The 22,840-nt window shown below is 37.2% G+C and carries 18 protein-coding genes; 2 read left to right on the top strand and 16 right to left on the bottom strand.

The genetic code is table 11. From position 1 onward, the window contains the following. Positions 1-18 precede the first annotated feature (18 nt). Complete coding sequence (locus ACIQXW_RS07190; RefSeq protein ID WP_402760755.1) at positions 19-1,809, top strand: DUF4127 family protein; 1,791 nt, start codon at positions 19-21, stop codon at positions 1,807-1,809. Between the two features lie 72 nt (positions 1,810-1,881). On the opposite strand, the gene ACIQXW_RS07195 is transcribed toward ACIQXW_RS07190, so the two are convergent. From ACIQXW_RS07195 to ACIQXW_RS07210, 4 genes are all read right to left on the bottom strand, one after another. Further along, positions 1,882-2,184: a hypothetical protein gene (locus tag ACIQXW_RS07195; protein ID WP_402760757.1), complete on the bottom strand. Its 303-nt coding sequence runs from the start codon at positions 2,182-2,184 to the stop codon at positions 1,882-1,884. A 546-nt stretch (positions 2,185-2,730) separates the two neighbouring features. Then, positions 2,731-3,837 carry a Ger(x)C family spore germination protein gene (locus ACIQXW_RS07200; protein WP_402760759.1) on the bottom strand — a complete coding sequence of 369 codons (1,107 nt, stop codon included), beginning with the start codon at positions 3,835-3,837 and terminating at the stop codon, positions 2,731-2,733. Beyond that, complete coding sequence (locus ACIQXW_RS07205) at positions 3,837-4,931, bottom strand: GerAB/ArcD/ProY family transporter (RefSeq protein ID WP_402760761.1); 1,095 nt, start codon at positions 4,929-4,931, stop codon at positions 3,837-3,839. The genes ACIQXW_RS07200 and ACIQXW_RS07205 overlap by 1 nt, the downstream gene beginning before the upstream one ends. Continuing rightward, positions 4,928-6,283: a spore germination protein gene (locus tag ACIQXW_RS07210; RefSeq protein WP_402762471.1), complete on the bottom strand. Its 1,356-nt coding sequence runs from the start codon at positions 6,281-6,283 to the stop codon at positions 4,928-4,930. Before ACIQXW_RS07210 ends, ACIQXW_RS07205 begins: the two co-directional genes overlap by 4 nt. Before the next feature lie 287 nt (positions 6,284-6,570). Between ACIQXW_RS07210 and ACIQXW_RS07215 the strand changes: the two genes are divergently transcribed. Then, positions 6,571-7,518, top strand: a complete 948-nt coding sequence (locus ACIQXW_RS07215; protein ID WP_401016712.1) for a LysR family transcriptional regulator — start codon at positions 6,571-6,573, stop codon at positions 7,516-7,518. 106 nt (positions 7,519-7,624) lie between these two features. Here the strand turns inward: ACIQXW_RS07215 and scpC are convergent, their stop codons facing one another. The 12 genes from scpC to ACIQXW_RS07275 all read right to left on the bottom strand — a co-directional run bounded on the left by scpC (position 7,625) and on the right by ACIQXW_RS07275 (position 22,581). Then, entirely contained in the window at positions 7,625-9,130 is a 1,506-nt protein-coding gene (gene scpC, locus ACIQXW_RS07220) for a succinyl-CoA:acetate CoA-transferase ScpC (RefSeq protein ID WP_402760764.1), read from the bottom strand. A 28-nt stretch (positions 9,131-9,158) separates the two neighbouring features. After that, positions 9,159-9,797 (bottom strand): HD domain-containing protein, encoded by a 639-nt coding sequence (locus tag ACIQXW_RS07225; RefSeq protein ID WP_402762474.1) that lies wholly within the window; start codon positions 9,795-9,797, stop codon positions 9,159-9,161. Between the two features lie 293 nt (positions 9,798-10,090). Beyond that, complete coding sequence (locus ACIQXW_RS07230) at positions 10,091-11,371, bottom strand: MFS transporter (protein WP_402760766.1); 1,281 nt, start codon at positions 11,369-11,371, stop codon at positions 10,091-10,093. A gap of 70 nt (positions 11,372-11,441) precedes the next feature. Next, positions 11,442-12,920, bottom strand: a complete 1,479-nt coding sequence (locus ACIQXW_RS07235; RefSeq protein ID WP_340824599.1) for an aldehyde dehydrogenase family protein — start codon at positions 12,918-12,920, stop codon at positions 11,442-11,444. 85 nt (positions 12,921-13,005) lie between these two features. Next, positions 13,006-14,142 carry an acyl-CoA dehydrogenase family protein gene (locus tag ACIQXW_RS07240; RefSeq protein WP_402760768.1) on the bottom strand — a complete coding sequence of 379 codons (1,137 nt, stop codon included), beginning with the start codon at positions 14,140-14,142 and terminating at the stop codon, positions 13,006-13,008. An 18-nt stretch (positions 14,143-14,160) separates the two neighbouring features. Continuing rightward, entirely contained in the window at positions 14,161-15,357 is a 1,197-nt protein-coding gene (locus ACIQXW_RS07245) for an acyl-CoA dehydrogenase family protein (protein WP_402760770.1), read from the bottom strand. Between the two features lie 36 nt (positions 15,358-15,393). Then, entirely contained in the window at positions 15,394-15,810 is a 417-nt protein-coding gene (locus ACIQXW_RS07250) for a Zn-ribbon domain-containing OB-fold protein (RefSeq protein WP_340824595.1), read from the bottom strand. An 11-nt stretch (positions 15,811-15,821) separates the two neighbouring features. Beyond that, the gene (locus ACIQXW_RS07255) at positions 15,822-16,985 is read right to left on the bottom strand and encodes a thiolase C-terminal domain-containing protein (protein ID WP_401016721.1); all 1,164 of its coding nucleotides are present in this window, start codon (positions 16,983-16,985) and stop codon (positions 15,822-15,824) included. Between the two features lie 26 nt (positions 16,986-17,011). After that, a complete protein-coding gene (locus ACIQXW_RS07260; RefSeq protein ID WP_340824593.1) occupies positions 17,012-17,428 on the bottom strand; it encodes a MaoC/PaaZ C-terminal domain-containing protein in 417 nt (138 codons plus the stop codon). Positions 17,429-17,498: 70 nt separating this feature from the next. Further along, the gene (locus ACIQXW_RS07265) at positions 17,499-17,954 is read right to left on the bottom strand and encodes a MaoC family dehydratase N-terminal domain-containing protein (protein ID WP_401016724.1); all 456 of its coding nucleotides are present in this window, start codon (positions 17,952-17,954) and stop codon (positions 17,499-17,501) included. Between the two features lie 4 nt (positions 17,955-17,958). Beyond that, positions 17,959-20,127 (bottom strand): acetate--CoA ligase family protein, encoded by a 2,169-nt coding sequence (locus ACIQXW_RS07270; protein WP_402760773.1) that lies wholly within the window; start codon positions 20,125-20,127, stop codon positions 17,959-17,961. A 411-nt stretch (positions 20,128-20,538) separates the two neighbouring features. Then, positions 20,539-22,581, bottom strand: a complete 2,043-nt coding sequence (locus tag ACIQXW_RS07275; RefSeq protein ID WP_402760775.1) for a helix-turn-helix domain-containing protein — start codon at positions 22,579-22,581, stop codon at positions 20,539-20,541. Positions 22,582-22,840: the final 259 nt, after the last annotated feature.

Below are 22,840 nucleotides of genomic sequence, written 5' to 3' on the forward strand. Positions count from 1 at the left end.
AACTAAGGAGAGTTGATTTTGAAAAAAAATAAAATGAAAAAGATTATGGTTTCCGTTTTAGCAGCAGGACTCATATTGTCCAGTCTTCCTTTCTCAAAGGCTGAAGCAGCTATTCCAGAAGTAGCTAATCCAAACAAAACAGTTATGCTTGTGCCTTTGGACGACAGACCTATGAACACAGATACCGTTAAAAAGGCAGCAGCCGCGGCTGGTATTAAATTAATCATGCCACCTAAAAACATTATTGCTACTAATTTACAAGAAGACTATACAGGTACAGGGTCACATGGCGGTGATGCTTCTGCTGTTATTCAATGGATTAAAGATAATGACCATTTAGCAGACGGATTTATCTTTTCGGCTGACATGATTCATTCTGGTGGTTTAGTTGAATCTAGAAGCTTTTCACCAGCGTACTCAACTGCTCAAGGGACTTCTAATTTAAATATTATTGATGAAATTGATAAAGCTTTCCCTAACAAGCCTATTTATGTTTTTGATTCTGTAATGCGTTTTGCGTCCACGCTAGAATACGAGGGTTTGACACAGAAAGATTATGACAATTTACGTATACTTGGGAAAATTCCTCGCAATCTTAATTCTTCAAGTCACGCCAATGTTAAAGCTAACTATGATATTGCTTATGTTAAAGATAACCCAGCTGGTGGTGGAAAAATTCAATTTACTAATCTTTCTGAAGCAACAAAATCTAAATATTATGCAGCTAGAGCGAGAAAGTTCGATTTAAACAAAATAGTCGTTGACAAAACATCTGCTGGTAAAATTGATTATGCCGTTTTCGGTGTAGATGATTCAAATCCATTGGAAAATACAATTCAAACCAATGAGATTAATTGGCTTACATGGCAACAAAATAACGTCTTAGGGATCGCTAAATCAAGAATTGTATCTGATATTGACGGTATTTCTCTAAACTTATTAGCTCGTATGACGAAAGAGCTTTACAATCAGCCATCTTTAAAATACTATGTTGAGTATTTTGGAACAGACGGCAAAACAACGGTCATTAAGGATGAATACGGTTATGAAAATGTACACGCTACTTTAAAGAAACAAATTGAAATTAGCGGTGGTACTTATGTAACCGATAAAAATTCAGCTGATGTCAGTCTCCTAGTTTTAAGTCCTGCATCCATTTATCGCGGTGCGTTAGTTTCTGCTTTTGAAAGCAATATGGTAAACAGTATACCTACAGTTGTGTTGGATTTTTATAGTGATCATGCTGATAGTTATATAATGAGCAACATATTAGCGGGAACAAATGCCTCTCGTATGCTTGCGTACTCTGCTTGGAATACATTAGGGAATCGTATGGGAATCGCTTTAGGTACTGCTGGCTCAAGGATGAATTTTATGAAATATGAAACAGATTCTACTAAACTGAGAGATGCTTCAAAAGCTTTTGCTTCTTTGTCAATTGATCGAATTATAGAAGATTATGGTTACAAGGCGAATCGACAAGAAAATGTTAAAAAAGAAATTGTTAATACGTACAAAGGTAATGTTTGGAATATGAAAAGTGGTGTGCCTGAACAATCTAGTACAATGTCATCTTCTCAAATAAAAGCTATTGATAATTACCTGCTAACTCAAATGCAAGCTGCACAAAATGAGGTTGTTAAATCTTTTTCTGGCAGACGTGTTATCGAAAAAATGAATGGGCCTAGAAGCTTAGGTCTAGTATTCTTTAATTCTGCTCCTACATTAACTGATTCAGATGTAAGTCTTCCTTGGAACCGTTACTTTGAAGCCCAAATAGACACTGGCGCATCTAATTTATACGATTAAATACAATCAGAGCGTTACTACATTGCTGTGTAGTAACGCTCTTTTAAAATAAAATCATTTTCTCATGGATTGTTATCCATGAAGAAAATGATGACATTTTGCTATATTCTTCTTTTGATAGACTTCAAATGCAATAAAAATAATTAGTGCAAAGACAAGCGTAAGTAACCCGGACGAAAGATTTGAATTTGGAATATACACTTCCCAAAATGAATTGATCAAAGCATGAAAGAGAAAAATACTTTTCGTGTATTGACTAATGATTGTCATTAAAAATGATAATGCCAAAGCAATAAGTGTAAACCAAAGAAAATTCATGCTCGTTTGATTTGAACCAACTATAAACCATAATGGCAAATGCCATATTGACCACATCCCTCCCACCATGAAAGTGCTAGTGAAAAGATGACCATTTTTTGCAATGCAGGTGTAAATAGCCCCTCCAGCTGATTTCTTCCCTGCTGATTCGACCTTGACCCAAAAGTATTAAATTTCATTCGTTCATACAATAAATACCGCTCCCACATTTCAACATCCATGTTAAGTATGCATTCAATGCATTGTTCGTGTTTTAAACATTTAGCCAACTGTCCAGCCGATGAGCAATGCGCATTTTTAATTAATTTATACGAATATTAAAATGTAATTACCTTAAAAATGTTCGTTATTGACTCTTTTGTTTCTTATTCTTACAGGATGCTCGTCTACTTTTTCGATGGATGAAGAATTTTTCTTGTGGTACATCTTTGTTTCAACTGACTTTGAACGAATGTCTTATGCAAAGATACCTTAAATTGTTCTTCCGCTTCTGCGACACATATGCTTTTATAAAATGTAAAAGCCTTTCTATTTAGAAAGGCCCTTTAAATTATTTAATCGTTCATGTTCTTAACAAGCGCTAGATAACAACCTATAAAGAAATTAATCAATGGTTCCTGTAGTTTTTAAATTGACGTCTACGGTTACATCAAATGGTAATGCAGGATACGCATTTTTCCACTTTTTAATGGTACCCTTTTGATGTAATTGCATTGTCCGGTACCTCATTCCAAATCCAAAAGGATCGAGGTCTTTTTCTTGAAAGGAAGTAAACATTTTTTCCAATTCCTGTTTTATTTCTCTCGAAGCTAATTTATTATAGTCTTCCAATTTATCCATTAATAACGTCTTATTTGACTGACTTATTGTACCAGACATTTCAACATTAACCTTTATAGATTTCGGTTGTCCATTTTCTTGTATGATGTTGTATTTCATTTTCGTTGTCGTCATATTTATTAATAATTTGTAACCTTCGCTGTCGAGTCTAAAACTATATCCAGGAACGCTATTTTTAAGCGCATTAAACGCTTGCGTATATTTAGATGTTAGTTCCAGTGGTTTCCCTTTATCGCCTACTACTAATAATTTATTTACGATTAATTGTGTACCTGATTTGTTGGTCTCAACGATAGGTAGTATTGCATCTATCCCTTTACTGTGAAAATCCCTTCGAATTTCATATAAATAGACAGAAACGACATAAGGACTATCATTCCCTGTTTCACCAAAAAACTTTGTTAATGGAGAAGCTACTACAGATTCCCCTTTTGGTAAAGTTCTTAACACCTCTTCAGCAGAATCTCTAGCAGCACCTATATATGCAATAGATTGGATATCCCCTCTTCTAAATAAATAATCCATAAAATTTTTTAAATTTTCTTCTAACAGTATTTCATTTATTAAAATAACTTTTGCATGTCCAAACTCTAAAACTTTATCCGTATGGGTCTCTAAAATTTGGATAATCTCGCCGATATTATCTCCCTCATGCACTAAAAACTGATAACTTGAACTAGTATTACTCTTTGATTTGATGGAAACAGGTATCGCTAATTTCAGAGTGACTCTATACGTCCCTTCCTCATTCTCGGAAGGATCAATTCCAATTCCTGTAACAAACACTCGATTATCAATATCTTTAAAACCACAGCCTGTAAGAAAGCTCATAACGACAACCATCATAGCAAAATATTTTAAATGTGCCATTATAATTTGAGCCTCCGTTTAGCAGTTAGTAAACTAACGATTAACACACCATAAAATAACGGTAATAAATCATAAAAAAGCATTGATAATTTCACTAATTCAAATTCATTTATGACACGTGTCGTAGCTAATGCAATTAACCCAAATAGAAGAACAACTAAAAAAGGTGTGAGGTTTGTTTCTTTCCATTTCAATTTTTTAAAATGGAATATGCTTTCAAATAATTTTAACGACACATACCAATGTATTAATAAGCTAATAAAGGCAACCGCAATAAATACGATGACAAAAAGAAACGTAACGCGTTCAATAAGTGAATACTTCATACGTACTGAGTCACTTGTAGTAATCCATAGAAACGTAAGATTTTCAATTTGTTCGAAGCCATTAAATCCAATCGGTATAAAATAGGTTGTAAATAAAGTAAAGGCACCTACAATACCTAATATGGCAAATTGCTTTAGTCCTGCTTTTTTCTTTATTTTAATATATTTATTAAAAATAATGATGTTCACTGCGCCAATAAAAATATACGTAGATGCTGAAAAAGAATTATAGCTAGGATAATCATTGATGTACGTAAATGCAATTTTGACAAAGTCCCATTCTAATTTTGGTTCAGTATATATTTTTATGATTAAAAAGATAATGACTGGTAAAAAAATGATTAATATTAGCTCAGTCATATAAAGAACACTTTTTTCTTTTATAAAGAGGCCAAAAGAAATGACCAATAAAAATGCAAGTGTCGTAATGGTTATAGAGGTTTCATAGGACAAAAATGTATTAAACATAAAGACATACGTTGTAAGTGTAATGAGCCCCGCTGCAAACCATGAACAGGCAAAGTAGAATAAGACGGGATAATAAAACCATTTAGGCGTACTCTCCTTCATTATTTCTGGAAAGCTTTTATTTGGAAAGTAACTAAATAAATTAATGACAATGATAGTAAGAATAGCTCCCAAAATGACTGCAATTATCATAGATAGTATGACGCCGTCTTTACTATCTCTCATTAAAATTCTGGGCACTGATGCAATAAGATTTGTAACCATTGTGACAAGTATAAAGTAGTATAGATACCTGCTCATCTTTTTGATTGCACCTCTAATTCCTTCCTATCTGACCGCCAATACACTTTTAAATATGGCTCACCAAAACTCCGTTTATTTACTAAGAACATTAGCAGCCATATAGATCCTAAAATTAACCCCATCATACCGAACAGCGTAGTATAGATGACTAATAAATACCTACAAATTCGAATAGAAAAACTCATCTCACTAATCGGGATGACAAAGCTTGTAATGGCAACAGCTGAAACAATAATGATCATTATATTCGATGCTAATGTAGCTTCAGTAACCGCAGTCCCTAAAATTAGCCCACCAACTGTCGTAGCCGTTGCACTAATAGCCTTTGGCAATCGTATGCTTGCCTCTGTAAGAAACTCCATAAAAATAAGCATAAAGATTACTTCGATAAAGGACGGATATGGAACGCCTACTCGACTCCCAGCAACAGTAAGTGCCAATTCGGTTCTTGGTATGTCTGGCGTATAGGATGTTATCGCAACATACATAGCAGGTAATACAAAACAGACAAATAAACCAATATACCGGAGAATTAATGTAAAAGTAGTTATCCAGTAAGTATGGTAGTTATCTTCCATCGATGTCATAAAGTCAAAAAATACAACGGGAGCAATTAAAGCTTGAGGACTCCCATTTAACATAATTACCACTTTCCCTGCCGCCAAATTGTAAGAAATACGGTCAGGTCGCTCCGTCAAAATGGTAATGGGGAAAAGGGAAAATTTAGAGCCATTTAGGTGTAACTGTAATTCTCCAGTAGATTGAATAAGCGGGACGTCTAAATTTTCTATTTTTTCTTGAATATTTTGAAGAACAGATTGCTTTACTGTTCTTTCATCATACATAATGATTAAAGTCTTGTGACTTTTTCCTTTTAAAGCATGCGTGTCAAACTTTAATGTTGGTTCATGATAACGCTGGCGAATGATGTTTAAATTCGTTTCAATATCCTCGCTTAATGCTGTTTGAGGTCCATATACAGTAGGCTCAATGAGTGTTTGTTGTAAGGCCATTGAATTGACTAATTTAATATCAATCAAATAAAAAGCATCATTAATCGCTAATAGGACATAGCCCTTCGTTATTTCGATTAGAAGGTCTTCCCCACATTGCATTTTTGTTAAGTTCGGTAACGATTCAATATAGAATGTAAAACTTTTATTTGATTTCATTTCGAAAAAAGGCTTTATGAGCATTTCGTGCAATTTAGCACCATCTATTGCTGATTTTAAGTAAAAGATAAATACTGTATTATCTTCTATTTGTAAAGGCTTTAAGTTTGTGTCATCGGAAGGTGAAAACTTTTCTAATAGCTCAACCATTAACGGAGGAAAATTCAAATTAGCCATATTATCCAAGTATTACACACCTCCATTTAAGTATTTTTTAATACAATTAGGTTAACCGATAGCACTTTATACTAAACGTTCTATTCGCTCGTTTAATCTGGAATTTTAGGTTCACAAGATGGTTGTAGATGCGTGATTTGTAGGCTTTCGAAGCTGAAAATTACTATTACAATCCATCTTTTACAAGCCTTTTGGCATTATCAAAACCAAGTTGTCATTCGCTAGATTGTAAGATTCTCTATTTGAAGCATGTTATAATATTAGAAAAAAATAAAGAAGGTACGTCTATGGAAATACGCCAGCTTGAATACTTTAAAGTACTATGTGATGAACTTCATTTTACAAAGGCTGCTGAAAAATTAAATATTTCTCAACCAACGCTAAGCCAACAAATTAAAGTACTGGAAATGGAGCTTGGCATTCCACTTTTTGATCGTATAGGGAAAAAAATCGCGATTACAGAAGCCGGTAAAATATTGCATGAGCAATGTATTCATATATTTCGTGCCATCGATAATACAAGCAATCAAATCATTGACTTGAAACAATTAAAAGCAGGTAAATTAGTAATTGGTACGTTACCTGGTGAATTAACAAATTTGGTGTCCAATTATTTAGCAGACTACCATCGTGATTACCCAGATTTAGAAGTATGTATTAATAGTTCAGATGATTTATTAAAACAGGTTAAAGACAATAAAATTGATTTTGCTATTTCCTATAAACAAGAATATTTTGATTATGAAGAAGAGCAGCTTATCATGATTCCACTGTTTACAGAAGAACTGCTATTTGTAGCACATCGTGATTATCCTATAGAGTCTGAAAAAATCGCCTTTCAAGATGTATTAACGACACCACTTATCTTGTTTCCAGCAATCAATCAATGCAGGAAATTGATTGATCGTGTAGCGCGTAAAGAAAAGCTTCATGTCCACCCAAAAATAGAAACTGCGAGTGTTCAAGCCATTTTTAATTTAGTTGAACAAAATGTTGGCGCAACAATTATTTCAGAAACACTTTATGACCAATATTATTCCAATACGATTTGCAAGCGCACAATATTCAATCCTCCCTTAGAACGTGAAATCGTCCTATTATATAGAAAAGATAAATTCATTAATTTTGCAGCGAAAGCTTACATTCAATTAATGATTAATGGACTTAAAAAAGCTGGTTTTTCTATTTCAAAAGAGAGTCTAAATCTTATTCATCTATTAATAAAATCTTCTTAACAAAACAAATCCACAAAACTTCGCTGTAAATAAGTGAAGTTCTGTGGATTTATATTATGGGCTAACGAAAAAAATGACTAAGTACTAAACTTAGCCATCTTTCGCTTTATTTTTTCATTGTCTTTGTTTTCGCAAGTTGCACATGCCATGAAAGTGCTTCTTCAAGTAAATGAGGTGTATGATGATTGCCTGTTTTCTCTACTGCAGCATGATAATACGCCCATAATTGCGGACGATAATCTGGATGTGCACAATGATTGATGATTAATGGTACACGTTCTTTTGGTGCTAAGCCCCGTAAATCCGCTACACCAAACTCTGTCACAATAACGTCTACGTCATGCTCGGTATGATCTACATGAGAGACCATCGGGACAATACTTGAAATAGTACCGCCCTTGGCATAGGACTTCGTTACAAATATACCTAAACGTGCATTGCGAGCGAAGTCGCCTGAACCTCCTATACCATTCATCATCTTCGTTCCAGAAACATGTGTAGAATTTACATTTCCATAAATATCAACTTCAAGTGCTGTGTTGACCGAAATCAAACCTAAACGGCGGATAATTTCAGGATGATTCGATATTTCTTGAGGTCGTAAAATCAAACAGTCTAAATAGTTTTCTAGTTGACTATATACTTGCTCACCACGTTCTTTTGACAATGTAATGGATGTCCCAGAAGCAGATTTCACTTTGCCTGCGTCGATTAACTCAAATACCGCATCCTGCAATACTTCCGAATAGATTTCTAAATCTTCGAATTCAGATTCTAAAAACCCATTTAACACGGCATTTGCTACCGATCCTACACCAGATTGGAGCGGTGCTAACGTTTTTGTTAAACGGCCAGCTTTCACTTCATCACGTAGAAAATTAAGTAAATGCTCTGCCATATTAGCAGTTTCTTCATCTGGTTGTACAATTGTAGAAGGCGCATCTGCTTGTTCAGATAGCACGATACCACGTACCTTTGTCATATCTATTGGAATGCCGATTGTTCCGATTCGCTCCCCTGCATGCGTTAATGGGATTGGCTCCCTTTTCCCTTGTACATCTGGTATATAGATATCATGAATACCTTCCAGTGCATCAGGATGCGAAACGTTTAGTTCAATAATAATTTCTTTAGCCATTTGTAAAATAATTGGAGAATTTCCTACAGAGGTAGTCGGTATAAGCAAGCCATCCTCAGTAATCGCAGTAGCCTCAATGATCGCATAATCAATCGGCCCAACGATTCCTTGGCGAATTAATTCGGCATTATGCGATACATGGGCATCTGTATACAATACTTCTCCACTATTTATTAGTTGGCGAATAGCTGGATCACCTTGATAAGGTGCACGCTTACGAATAATCCCTGCTTCAGCCATCAGTTGATCCACCTCTGGACCAAGTGATGCTCCTGTATAAACGTCCACTTGGAATTTTTCCGTTTTTGCTTTTTCTACAAGTGCTAGTGGTACTATTTTTGCATCACCCGCCCGTGTAAAGCCACTCATTCCTAATAACATGCCATCTTTTATCCAAGATGCGGCCTCTTGAGCTGATACAATTTTATGTTGTAATGCTTCATGTCGAATTTTCTTTTGTGCAAGTTTTAACATCTATATATCCCCCTTATCTACGCTTAATTTATTCAGTCCAAGGTGAGTGCAATACGCAATCACAAAAATTTTTAGGTTTATAGTCTGGAATATATAGTGCACAGACATCCGATTTTATATTGCCAAATGTTGTTTCAGGCTTATGTCTAAATCCTTCAAAAAAGGCTGGCAAAATTTCTTTTTTAAATTGATTCCGTGGAAATGCTTTTATAATGGCTTTGCGTTCTTCATCAGTCAAATTATAATAGCCTTCTCCCATCACATCGAGCCCTACCCCTGCATAGAGCAATGCCACTTCATTTTCTTTATGCTCAGCAACTCCGATTGTCGTATGGAGGGCGATGGCGTCCCATACTAACTGAATGGCATTTTCATCTATTTGATAATGGGCTAAAAATTGACGTGCTGCATTGGCACCGTCCACCTCAAAGCGTTTGTCTTCGCTACTATAATGCTTTGTTAGGCCTAAATCATGAAACAAGGCACTTACGTATAGAAGCTCTCCATCATATTTTTTCTTTGCTTTTTCGCCCTGTAGCGCACCGAACAAATACACTCGATTTGAATGATTCCACAGCAATTGTGAACCATGTTCCTTTAAAATATCCTGTGCGTCTAATGCCAATCGGCTGTCAGGTATATGAATACCAGCAATATTTGTCATCAGTAGTTCCTCCCCCATTAACAATAATTAGTGCTTATATAAAATTATAAAAAACGACCACCTATCAATCAATTCTATAATTTCTATAATAATCATAGGTTTTTTCTATGATTCCTCTTTGCCGAATTGCTTAATCGATAGGTAGACAAGCTGTTTGAACGACATTTCTACCTTTTTCACTTAATTAGTTTTAACTAAATGCAGTAGGCTACAATCAGTCTCTTGACGTTGCTGATGAAGCCATAACAAAAAAGAGCTTCCTGTTGGAGGAAACTCTCTTAAAAATACGAACGATATTAAATAACTTCAATACTTTCTTCCATAACAATCTCCTCAACATTTGAGCGCTTTTTCTTTGTCATACTATTTGCGATTAAAATACAAAGCATACTAAGAATAAATAAACCTAGAAAAATGATCCATGCCACTTTGTAGCTTTCTGTAAGATCATAGATAAGACCAGAAACGATAACGCCTAGTGAGCTCGTTGCAACGAAGAATACCTGTACGAAGCCAAAAATGGCACCGAAATCTTTTTTTCCAAACAAATCATCTGTCATAAACGGAGGGCCGATTGTAGCAATGACAATACTAAATCCGTAAGCGATCGCGAATACAAATGCAAAGCTCTTAGCGTTTGCCATTAGCAATGACACCATCGCTATTGTCATACAAACACCGACAAATAGGATTCCGCCAGTTGTTCTAAATTTATCGAATATAGCTCCAAGAATTAGCTTTCCAACAGTATTTGATAAAGATAACAGACCGAAAATTGTTCCAGCAAATAACGCAGGATGGCCAATATCAATTAAATAAGCCGGTATATGCATTTGTACCCCGCCTGCAACAAGCGCAAAGCATACGACACCGAAAATAAATAGCCAAAACACGCCTGATTTCTTTGCCTCAGCCAGCGTTAAACCCGATTGAGTGGTATTTGCTTGCTCCTCTTGGACACGATCTGCACCAAGTGCCATCGTCCCTTTTTCAGCAGGGTTTTTCTTAGTGAAAAATAAAATTAATGGCAACGAAATAACGATAATTAGTACGCCTGCAATGACATAAGTTGTTCTCCAACCATAATTTGAAATTAACGTTGTTAAAATAGGGCTAAGTGCTGCCGTCCCGACACCTGATCCAGCGAATGCCAATCCCATTGCTAGCCCCTTTTTCTCATAAAACCAATTCGTTAGCATAATGGAGATAGGAATATTGGAAAATCCAGCAACACATACCCCTATAAAAAAAGCGATGATGGCAAAATAGATTGCCGACTGCGCAAAGGAATACAACATAAAGCCACAGCCTGCAAAAATAACACATACAGACATTATTAACTTCATATTGCCTTTAGCAAGGAGCTTTCCCATAAAAGGTGAAGCTATCGCAACACCAAGACCTCCAACGGAAAGTACAATTGAAAAAGTCGTTCTTGTCATGCCCAATTCGCTTGTTACCGGCACAAGAAATAAACTGTGTAGAGAATTTACAATGGAGAATGCCGAAAACATAATCAAGAAGCTTGTTAAAACAATATACCATCCATAAAATAGTCCATTTTTTGCTTGTGGCATACTATTCCCCGTTTCATGTTTACTTGTCCTAACGATTATATTTTCATACCTGTCTATCCGTCGTTAGACGTTAGCCAATTTGAATATAGCATGTTTTTTCACGTGTGAATTCGAGTACAGAGTCTGTACCAAAGCCACTCGCTTTTTGGCCACCGAATGGAAGTTCAGTTCCAACGATGCGATACGTATTTACCCACACATTTCCAGATTCGATAGAGCGAATCATTCGATGTGCACGATTTAAATCAGATGTCCAAACACCGGCACCTAATCCGTATTCTGTATCATTGGCAATGGCAAGTGCCTCTTCTTCTGTATCAAATGGTATCACGACAGCAACTGGCCCAAAAATTTCTTCTTGGCAAACTTGCAAGTTATTACTTTCTACTTTTAGTAAGGTTGGTTCGATCCAATAGCCATCCGCTAAATCATCTTGACCTGGTAACAAGTTGGCACCACCGAAGCGTCCGCCAACGATAATTTCTCCACCTTCTTGTTGCCCTAGCTCAATATAGGAGCAAACCTTTTTATATTGCATTTCATTGGCAACCGGTCCCATTGGCGTCTGCATGTCTAATGTGTTGCCCAATTGAATATGTGTTGTTATTTCTTCTTTCATTAGAGCAATCATTTTATCTAAGACAGATCGTTGAATTAGGATTCGTGAGCCGCCGACACAAAGCTGTCCTGCATTGCCTGTGAAAATACCATTTACTGTGACGCCATTTGCTGCTTTCGCTAAATCAGCATCTTCAAAAACGATATTTGGTGACTTCCCACCTAATTCTAAGACCATTGATTTAGGATGTTGCGCTGTGGACTCGGCGATTGCTTTCGCAGTTTTCCCTGAACCGGTTAAGCTTACTTTATTGACGTTTGGGTGACGAACGAGCGCATCGCCCACTTCAGCGCCTGTACCAGAAATAACATTTAAAACGCCTGGTGGTAAAATACTTTGAATAAGTTCTCCGTAACGGAGCGGTGCAGCTGCTGCTAATTCCGATGGTTTAATGATGACCGTGTTGCCACCAGCAAGTGCCGCTGCTGCTTTCACCGTAAATGTCCATAATGCTGAATTCCATGGAATAATGCCTACTACGACTCCATAAGGTTCACGCATTGTAAATCCTACAGTATTTGGCCCAAGTTGCACGGTTTCGCCTTTACTCCCAACATTAGTAGCTGCCGCTGCGGCATCATACCACATACTTGATAGGATAGGAATAAGTCCGAACTTTGTTTCACGAATAACCCAACCATTATCTTTCGTTTCTAGTTCAGCCAATTCATCGCCATATTGTGCAATCATATCGCCAATACGACGTAAATAATTTGCTCTTTCACTAGCAGGAAGTGCTGACCAACCTGGAAGGGCAGTACGAGCAGCCGTCACCGTTGCTTCAACATCTTCGACAGTGCTACAAGGAATGGTTGCCCACACCTTACCAGTTGCAGGATCATAGCTATCCATTTTATTACCTGAAGATGATGGAATTGCCTTCCCGTTAATGACATTTTGATAGTCTTTCAAATTATTCAATGTTTTCAATGTCTTTCCCACCCTTTCAAATATGAGATTCGCTTAAACATTGCAGCATAGTGCCTTTGCAATGTTTAAGACGTAAGATAATCTACTACCAACCTAAGGCAACTGCTGCCTGCTCATAATATTGCTGTGTGCTTCCTAGATAATTTTCATAGAAACGCGCTCTTTTCACATATAGATGGCAATCAATTTCTTCAGTAAAGCCGATCCCACCATGAATTTGAATACTTTGAGATGCGACTTTTATAAATGCCTCGGTAGCAAATAAGCGAGCACTTGAAACCGCTTCTACTTTATCAGCAGCATCACTTTCAATCGCCCAGTTTGCATAATAGGCTAACGAACGAGCTGTTTCTAAATCCATTTTCATATCCACTAATCGGTGTTTAATCGCTTGGAATCTTCCAATCGGTTGATTAAACTGTTCACGAATATTCGCATATTCAACGGCTGTCTCAACGATTTTTTCCATACTTCCAACAATCGATGAGCAAAGGGCTGCATTAAATGATAATAGACCCTCTTGCAAAACATCCCACCCATGATCAATAGTGCCAAGAATTTGCTGACTTGAAACTTGGACATTATTAAAAGTCACTTCGGCAAGCAAACGGGTTTCATCCATGTTTTTTTGCGGTTGCACTTGTAGTGACACATCATCACAATCAACAATTACTAATGATATTCCTTCCGCACCTTGCCCTTCAGAAGTACGCACTAGAACGAGTAAGCTATTGGCAAGCTCAACGTCTGGTACTAATGATTTCACACCATTCAACGTTAGAACGTCATCCTGCAATGTGCCATTTAATTTTACATTTGAAGGCTTGTAGTTTCCGCTAGGCTCTAACCATGCAACAGTAAAGGTATGCTCACCACTAGCAATAGCTGATAAATATTTAGCTTTTTGTTCTTCAGTACCAAATCTCTCCAATAACGGTACCGCTAAAGCATTTGTTTCTAAATATAAGCCTGGAAGCAATGCTCGACCTGTCTCTTCTAAAATAGGTACTAAATCTAACTGACCTAGCCCCATACCACCATTTTCTTCTGACACATTCACACTTGCACAGCCAAGTTCCGCTAATCCAGCATACAGTGCTTGAAATGAGCTTGTATTGCCTTCTGTAAACTCACGGGCTACTTTTGTTTGTCCGACATCATCTAAATATTTACGTACATAGTTTCGAAACATTTCTTGTTCTTGATTTAAAGAGAAATCCATATCTTACACCCCCGCTTTTTATCGACCCATATCTTTTGGTAAACCTAGAATTCGTTCAGCAATGGTATTCTTTTGTATTTCGCTTGTTCCACCGCCGATTGTCTGACCAAAAGAGTACAAATAATTGTCCTGCCAATAGGACCGATCCATCAATGCGTTTTCTTTCCATAGGACGCCATGATGGCCTTGCATCGAAATCGCTTGCGCAAACAGTTCTTTTGTTAATTCACTAACAAGTAGTTTATCCATAGAGCTTTCTGCACCAGGATGGCCATTTTTCAATTGCTTTGTTAAATTTCGATAATAGTTTAATAGTGACCCACGTGAACGAGTGTATAGATCCACCATTGTTTTACGAATGAATGGATTTTTAATAAGCGGCTCATCTTCATCATTCAATTCCTTAGCTAACGCAACTAGATCATTGAATTGTTGTTCGAGAGTAAATACTTGACCACCAATTCCAGTTCGTTCATGCATTAGAAGAGCAATGATAACCTTCCAGCCCTCATCTACTTGACCGATAATTTCTGCATCATACGCAATGGCATCATTTAAATACACTTCATTAAAATCTTTTTGACCATCCATTGAGACGATTGGTCGTGTTTCCACCCCTGGCTGATGCATATCGAGAAGGAATACTGTAATACCTTTATGTTTTTTCTCTAGTCGGCTCGTTCTAGTTATTAAAAAGCAGCGATCCGCTACATGACCGAAACTCGTCCAAACCTTTTGCCCATTAATTATCCAACGGTCACCATCTTTTACAGCTGTCGTTTGAATTGCCGCTACATCGGATCCTGCATTCGGCTCTGAATAACCTTGGCACCAAACTTCTTCACCTGTAATAATTTTTTCGATATATTTTTCCTTTTGTTCTTCCGTACCAATTTGCATCAATGTCGGTGCAACCATATGCAGACCTACATAATTAATTAACGGTGGTGCTTTGACACGTACCATCTCTTGTTGATAGACAATTTCCTCCATAAGCGTTGCATTGCGTCCACCATATTGTTTAGGCCACGCAATCGCGGCCCAACCACCTTCATATAGTTTCTTTTGCCAATCTCGTAAAAATAACTCATATTCTTTTGATTCCTTATCTACTTGCACTTCCCCTTGTAACCAGCCATCTGGTAAGTTCGCTTCTAGCCAAGTTCTTAACTCTTGACGAAATTGCTCTTCCTTTTTCGTAAATGAAAAATCCATGTAATCATTCCTTTCTTTTAAAACGATATTAATCTGTTATGCTTGTATCCATTGTGGAAGAGCTCGATCTTCCGTAATATCCTGCCAAGTCATTTTTACAGGCATGCCGATTTTTACTTCCTCTGGTGGACATGCAAGCACATTGCCAATTATTTTTACTTCTTTTAAATTATCTAGTTGTACGACAACAATAATCGTTGGTAAATCATCTTGGAAACCCGGTAGGAACGGGCGATACGACACAACATACGAATAGATAGTTCCCGTAATAGCCGAACCTTGACTTTCCCAGCTAAGTTCTGTGGAACCACATTTTGAACAAGCTGGGCCAGGTGGGTGATTATAAGAATTACATGTTTCGCATTTTTGTAGGACTAGCTCATGCCGATCAGCTGCATCCCAATATGGTTGATTGTCTTGTGTTTTAAGTGGAATTGGTTTTTGATAACTCATGATTTTCCCTCCTAGTTTCTTAAAATCATTGCACCCGCAATATCTGGGCCAGACCAGCCAGTACAAATGCCTATTTCGCAATTTTCGACTTGACGATCTGTACCTTTATACTCGTGACGAATTTGACGAACAATTTCAAGGACATTGTTCATGCCATGCGTATAACCTTCCGATAGCATGCCCCCTGCTGTATTCGTAGGAAGCTTGCCACCCATTTTTAAATTGCCACTTGCAACGAAATCACCTACTTCGCCACGTGCAGCAAAGCCATATGCTTCTAATTGGCGCAATACTACCCAACTAAAGCAATCGTATATCGAAGCGACTTGAATATCTTGTGGTGTAACCCCTGCTTTTTTATAAAGGGAAGGTGCAACGAAGTCTGATGCTACTTCATCTAAATTCGTCCAGTAATGCGCATGTGATACTGTCCGTCTCGCTTCAATGCCCATAATATAGACAGGTCTTGACTTGCAATCCTTTGCTTTCTCAGCGGATGTGACGATAATGGCATTCGCCTCGTCTGATTCTAAGCAAAAATCATGTTTATTAAATGGATAACTTAAAGATGGCGTCTTTAAATACTCTTCCATTGATAATGGCTTACCATAGAAGAACGCTTTTGGGTTTCGTTGTGCATGCTCATAAAAGCTCACACAGACGTGGCCTAAATGTTCGTGTGTAAGTCCTGTTTGTTGCATATGACGCGTAGCGAATAAGCCGAACCATTGACCTGGTCCACCTGCCCCATAAGGAATGAAAAAACTTCCGCCATCCATTGCCCCTTGAAGCATATTTACATCCCAGCCACCACCGCCCATACGAACGCCAGAGCGGCCATTCATTGCACGATAAATTAACACGGTATTGACTTGACCAGTTTCGATTAATCCGATGGCATCCGCAATTAGCATTTCTGTACTGCTTCCGCCCCCCATAATGTCTTTAACATATTTCGGTCGCGCGCCTAAATAGGTTGCTAACTGATGGGATGTACAAGAATCATTTTCAGAGTAGCTCATAAAGCCATCGATTTCTCTCGCTTCTAAACCTGCATCTTTTAACGCAGCACGGGCAGCGTCTAATGCTAAATGTAAAGGTGTTGTACCTGAATTTTTCGAACGTTCACTTTCTCCTACGCCTACAATGGCATAGCGATCTTTAATAGTAGCCATATTGCCAACCTCCTTGTTTCCATTTGTTAAATCATTTGTAATGTCGCTTCTCCAAATCCAACTACTTTTCCTGGAGCTTTTTCCGCATATAGTTCTAAATCAACGAATTGTTTAGCTTCGTTTTCATAAATTTTTTTGACAATGGCAGAACATGTAATTTCATCACCAGGTCTTGTCATCGCACCAAAGCGCATTTTAAAATTAGTCGGTGCAGCTGAAGTACCTGCTAGGTCCATCATGTACTGACCAAGAAAGCCCATTACAAGCATGCCATGTGCAATAACACCCGGCATCCCAATACTTTGCGCAAATGCATCATCTGTATGTAACGGATTGAAATCCCCTGATGCACCGGCATATTTCACAAGCTGTACCTTTGTAACAGCAGGCTTCAAAAGTGGTTCGAGCTTTTGTCCTTCATGTAAATTTTTAAATTGAAGCATGTTTTTTTCCCCCTTTAGTGATGGATTAAAAGTTGAACGAAGATTTCTGTATCTTCGTTCAACAGCTTATTTACGCTTTGCTACTCGCTACAGCACGATAAATGATATTTGTACGACTAATTACAACTAGCTCGCCTTCTTCATCCTTCATTTCTGTATCCATTACTAAAAACTGCATTGGCCCATTTTTTCCTTCTTTTTCATATACGTCAGTCACTTTCATTTGACAGTGCAAACGATCACCTGGGCGAATTGGACGATGATAAATGAACTCTTGCTCTCCATGCAGCATCCGACTAAAATCTAACGGCAAATTAATTCCTTGCCCACTGTCAGCTCCTATCGCGACTGGAAAGCTTGGTGGTGCAATGATGCTGCCATAAATAGTTGATTTTGCATATTCTTCATCCACGTATAACGGATTAGGATCACCAATTGCTTCGGCAAATTGGCGAATGTGCCTTTTTTCTACTTCAAAAACATATTGTGGTCCTGTTAAACCAATTAAGCTTTGATCTAGCTCCATATCATTACCCCCTGACTACTGACTTTTCTAACACATCTTTCTGCACGACGATCATCGCATCTGCTGCTTTTACGCCGTCTTCATAGACGATTAAAGGATTAATATCTAATTCTTCTATTATCTCTTCATTTTCAGTGACAAGCTTCGATACCTTCAGTAACACGTCAATGATGGCTTCAATATCGCCATGCGCTTTTCCACGTGCCCCTGTCAGAAGCGCTTTGCCTTTTACTTCTTCAATCATTTCAACGGCATCGGCCCTTGTTAGTGGCGCCACTCTAAATGAAATATCTTTAAATACTTCAACAAAAATACCGCCTAAGCCAAACATGACTACTGGACCGAAATTCGGATCCTTTGTTGCGCCGATAATGACCTCTGTTCCTTCAGGAAGCATTTCCTGAACAGAAATACCGTTGATTTGAGCATCTGCTTTGTATTTTCTTGCATTGTGATAAATTTCGGTAAACGCTTTCATTACATCGTTCGCTGATTGAACATTTAGTCGAATTGCATCTGCCTCGGTTTTATGTGGTATATCCGCTGAATCGACTTTTAACACGACTGGGTAACCAATCCTATTCGCAAACTGAACAGCTTCATCAGCCGTCGTAGCGACAGTTCGTTTTGTTGTTGGAATCCCGTAAAGATCTAAAATGTCAGTTGCTTGGGCTTCACTTAATGTCGAACCAGTTACATGTGACATGTCTATACGTTTCTTAGCGGAATCCTCTTCTTGGACCGTTGCTTGTTGATGTTTCCTATAACTTTCGCTATATTCTACAAGCTTTGCTAAGCCTTTGATTGGATTTAAATTACCTGGAATGACAGGAATGCCGTTTTTCTCAAGTTCATCCTTTCCTTTAGGGACAGACATACCTTCTAATGGGAATGTCGTAATAAAGACGAATTTATCTGAGTTTTTACATATATCGATAAACTCCTGTAAGTATGGATTATCTGCTTCCCAGTACAACGGAAATTCAGTTAGGATAATATTATGAACTTCTGGATCAGCTACAAGTGCTCGAAGTGGCGCTATATATAATTCTGGATTCGTTACTGAAGCGGCAGCTGTTAAGTCAATTGGGTTGATTGCACTTGCGTAAGATGGAACATGCTTTTTAATTTCTGCCTTTGTCTTTTCACTTAGCGCAATAATATTTAACCCTAGCCCTTCGCATCGATCTGCTTCGTTAATACCTCGTCCACCCGAACTTGTAATTAACACTGTATTTTTCCCTTGTGGTAGTCTATTAGATAAAAATAATTTTGAAAACGTAATAATATCTTCATAATCATCGACTCTAACGATACCGCTCTGCCTGAAAAATGCATCGTAAACTAAATCTGATCCCGCAAGCGAGCCTGTATGTGAAGCAGCTGCTCTGCTGCCGGCTGAACTTTTGCCTGTTTTCATCAATGCAATTGGCTTGTTACGATTAAGTGCTTCCTTTGCTAAACGTCGAAGCTTCTTAGTATCTTTAGCCCCTTCTAAATAGCCTGTAATGACTTTCGTTTTTGGATCATGAATCATGTATTCTACTACATCTGAAAATTCTGTTTCCATTTCATTTCCAACACTTGCAAAATAATTAAAGCTTAAACCATTTTGCGCTGCAGCCATATACGTTAATACACCAAATGCGCCACTTTGCGAAACGTAGCCCACAGCTTTTTCTTCATGTAATGGTACTGCCAAAATAGATGGTGAAAACGTGCCAATCATTCCATTCGTTGTATTAACTAACCCAACACAGTTTGGACCTATGATTCGGATGCCATTTTCCTTTGCGATGTTAGCTAATTCCTGCTGTAACAGAACACCCTCTTCCCCAGTTTCAGAGAATCCAGATGCGAAAATAATTGCTGCTTTTATATTCTTCTTCGCACATGCCTTAAGATTGTCCAGAATTTGTTCCGCACCGACACAAAATATTGCTAAATCTATATCCCCTGGGACAGCTGTGATTGAAGGATAGCAAGTTAGGCCCTCTATTTCACTAGCTTTCGGATTAATAGGATAAATGTCTCCAGCAAAACCGCCGTCTATAAGCGCTTTCAATTGAATGTATCCAATTTTATATGGATTTGTGGAAGCACCAAGTACTGCAACAGACTTTGGATTAAACAATGGTTCTAGCGATTCATAAGCTTTCAATTCTTTATTCATTATTTCACCTCGGTTTCGAATAATAGAAAAACAATTGATTATGTTGTCTATTGTAACGAACCTGTTTTAAATATTCTGAAAATAAATACATGTAAAATGATTTAATTATTAGGGAGTAAAAAAAAGAAAAACATGTGAGAAACGTACGTATAGCAAGGGTTTAAAAATTGGTGTTTTATTTCGTGTACACACTACTCACGACATCTACGCACGATAACCTCGACTTATGGGAAGGATAAAAGCTAAAAAACGAAATATACGCCATTTAAATGATTAGCAATGTACAAGATAAAAGCCGTAGAAATGGTGAAAGGAGCAAAAATGAAAATAGCAGATAGGTGGGGACAAATAAAAAAACTGCCCTTTTATATCGTATTTGCTCGATATATGAAGGCAGTTATAGATATTCTTTTAAATAAACTTTTGCAACCAGCGACTTATATTAGTTTGGATTTTGACGGAGGGGGTTTTAACCCCTCTTTCTATATTACTAATATAAGAAGGTGAAATTTCAAGTTCTTCTGAAACTTGTAAAAGAGACAAATTAAATTGCTTGCGTATCGCTCTTAATTGATTACCAATTGTGGCTCCTTTCGCTTTATGTTGGGCACTGTCTTGGAAATCTAGTGCATAATGAGTTGTACTTTTTGTTTTTTCAATAGACCGGTATTGTTCTTTTATAATTTCAGGTGGTTCAACAAGAATGGTTGCATCTAACCATAACCGAACCCAGCCTTTATTATTAGCAATTGTTTCATCCCATTTATGATAATGCCAAGCAGATAGTACGCCATCTTCCAGCAATTGATCCAATGCTTTTTCTAAGCGGTCTCTCGTACGGGATGGTGTGCGTTCATTTACATTTTCTCCAATTGCCTCTAGTAAAGTTCGAATTTTATTTGGCTGCAAGAAATCGCCCTTTCTTGCTTGTGTTCGCCATCGCCAACTAAAATATCTCGCCAATCGTTTTTCCCATTTTTGACTGTACGGATTGTAATGAAGCGTTTGAATAGGTAAAAGGGCAATTTGCCGTCCGGATCCATACAAATACTTTGTAAAAACTTTATCAACTGTAAATGTAAATGTTTTTTGGTTATCTAATTGTGCGATATCATATTCATTTCGATTATGATCGACGAAAAGGAATGTCCGTCCTTGGAGCTGCGTTTGAACAGCTTTTCCTTTTTCATAGACCGTTGCTTTATTTAATTCGAGCCATAAGCTCTGAATTTTTGTAAGCGATTGCAAAACTTTGTCCTTTTGTTGCTGCTCATAACCGCCTCTTCTCCCTTCACCACCTAACTTTGGTTTCAAGCCGCGAATCATCAATAAATCAGTAAAGTGTATTTCAATGATATCTTCTGTATACCGTGCTTTTGATAAAAAAATACTACATAATGCATCAAACATATCTACGTCTAAATCTGTTAAGTTTTGCGCTTGATTATGTGCTTTCTCTATCAACAATTGTGTAGCGAAGGAGTGCTCAGTAGTGTGATATGGACGTATTTGAATAATTCCTTCTAAATTACCTTTATATAAAGGTGTTGTGGGCCATGGTGTAGTTTCGATGTTTTGAAAACTGTTTTTATAAAGTGCTTCCCTCACATATTGATAAGGGGCATTATTCATGACATGTAGATGATGTTCTACGCCTAATGTAAAAGCGATAGTTTTACTAAGAGGCTGGGAATCCTGATTCTTAGATGCAGTTATTTGCAACATAGATTCAATTTCTTCTACTGTTAAAACTGCTAGCTTCATTGATGCAATAATGTTATGAAACCATTCTGTCATATAGTTATTCACTATGTTTGTATATTTTGAAATAAACGTATCATTTGATGACAGGTTTTTCGTCATTTGTTGATAAAATACTTCATTTAATTCCTCATTGCTCATCTGATCCATCATTTCATAGCCAATTAAACTTTCTAGCTCCTCAAGTACCCATTCTGTTAAATAGACTTGAAACCAAGAGCAAAACTCTTCCCATGCAGTATCTTCACCAAGAAACGTGTTTGCTTTGATAATATGCTCCATACGAAGGACATATTTTTCAAGCTGAAGTGCATTACGATGTGTTGATTTTCGCTTCTGTGATTCGTTTAGTTGGTCCTCGTATTTTTGCAGTAAAAATGAAACGATATTTTTTGCTATTTCAATAATTACGCGATTTCTTGAAGAAATTCGTAAATTCATGAATAATTGTTCGCTCTCTTTATAGGTACGATCCCAAATAACAAAAGAATTGGATATTACATTTTTAGTCAATGTAATAGCTTTGGTCGTGTTATCATTGCTGGCAATTTTCTGTTGTTCATAAATACAAAGTACATAATAGTTATCAATTTTATTGAATAAATTTCTATTCATTTTCGTTCTATTAATTTCATTTCGAAGCATTTCTAATTGGTTAAAGGCAACATTCTCGTAATCATTTTTATTTATCATGAATACCTCCTTGAAAAAAATACGAACAGTATGACTTTTAACTTGTACTATATGTTTATACTTGTAATTTTATCACCAGTTAACAGAATATTCTATATTTATCTTTTTGATAGTGTTTATTTATATGGCATCTACTTTAAAAGAAAACACTTCTGCAGTTGATTTCCGCTACAGGCTAGCGCTTTCCGCGGGCACACACGTAAGCCACAACCCTCGCTAACGCGCGGTCTGTTGCGTCTTACGTTTTGTGCTTTCCCGC

This window comes from Lysinibacillus sp. NPDC097162, assembly GCF_044762185.1.
In the GTDB taxonomy this organism is placed as follows: domain Bacteria; phylum Bacillota; class Bacilli; order Bacillales_A; family Planococcaceae; genus Lysinibacillus.

What these genes read in the sequence shown, in the direction of transcription:
- ACIQXW_RS07195 (WP_402760757.1), bottom strand. Translation starts at nt 2,184, where the DNA reads ATGTGGTCAATATGGCATTTGCCATTATGGTTTATAGTTGGTTCAAAT.
- ACIQXW_RS07200 (WP_402760759.1), bottom strand. Translation starts at nt 3,837, where the DNA reads ATGGCACATTTAAAATATTTTGCTATGATGGTTGTCGTTATGAGCTTT.
- ACIQXW_RS07205 (WP_402760761.1), bottom strand. Translation starts at nt 4,931, where the DNA reads ATGAGCAGGTATCTATACTACTTTATACTTGTCACAATGGTTACAAAT.
- ACIQXW_RS07210 (WP_402762471.1), bottom strand. Translation starts at nt 6,283, where the DNA reads ATGGCTAATTTGAATTTTCCTCCGTTAATGGTTGAGCTATTAGAAAAG.
- ACIQXW_RS07215 (WP_401016712.1), top strand. Translation starts at nt 6,571, where the DNA reads ATGGAAATACGCCAGCTTGAATACTTTAAAGTACTATGTGATGAACTT.
- scpC (WP_402760764.1), bottom strand. Translation starts at nt 9,130, where the DNA reads ATGTTAAAACTTGCACAAAAGAAAATTCGACATGAAGCATTACAACAT.
- ACIQXW_RS07230 (WP_402760766.1), bottom strand. Translation starts at nt 11,371, where the DNA reads ATGCCACAAGCAAAAAATGGACTATTTTATGGATGGTATATTGTTTTA.
- ACIQXW_RS07240 (WP_402760768.1), bottom strand. Translation starts at nt 14,142, where the DNA reads ATGGATTTCTCTTTAAATCAAGAACAAGAAATGTTTCGAAACTATGTA.
- ACIQXW_RS07245 (WP_402760770.1), bottom strand. Translation starts at nt 15,357, where the DNA reads ATGGATTTTTCATTTACGAAAAAGGAAGAGCAATTTCGTCAAGAGTTA.
- ACIQXW_RS07250 (WP_340824595.1), bottom strand. Translation starts at nt 15,810, where the DNA reads ATGAGTTATCAAAAACCAATTCCACTTAAAACACAAGACAATCAACCA.
- ACIQXW_RS07255 (WP_401016721.1), bottom strand. Translation starts at nt 16,985, where the DNA reads ATGGCTACTATTAAAGATCGCTATGCCATTGTAGGCGTAGGAGAAAGT.
- ACIQXW_RS07260 (WP_340824593.1), bottom strand. Translation starts at nt 17,428, where the DNA reads ATGCTTCAATTTAAAAATTTACATGAAGGACAAAAGCTCGAACCACTT.
- ACIQXW_RS07265 (WP_401016724.1), bottom strand. Translation starts at nt 17,954, where the DNA reads ATGGAGCTAGATCAAAGCTTAATTGGTTTAACAGGACCACAATATGTT.
- ACIQXW_RS07270 (WP_402760773.1), bottom strand. Translation starts at nt 20,127, where the DNA reads ATGAATAAAGAATTGAAAGCTTATGAATCGCTAGAACCATTGTTTAAT.
- ACIQXW_RS07275 (WP_402760775.1), bottom strand. Translation starts at nt 22,581, where the DNA reads ATGATAAATAAAAATGATTACGAGAATGTTGCCTTTAACCAATTAGAA.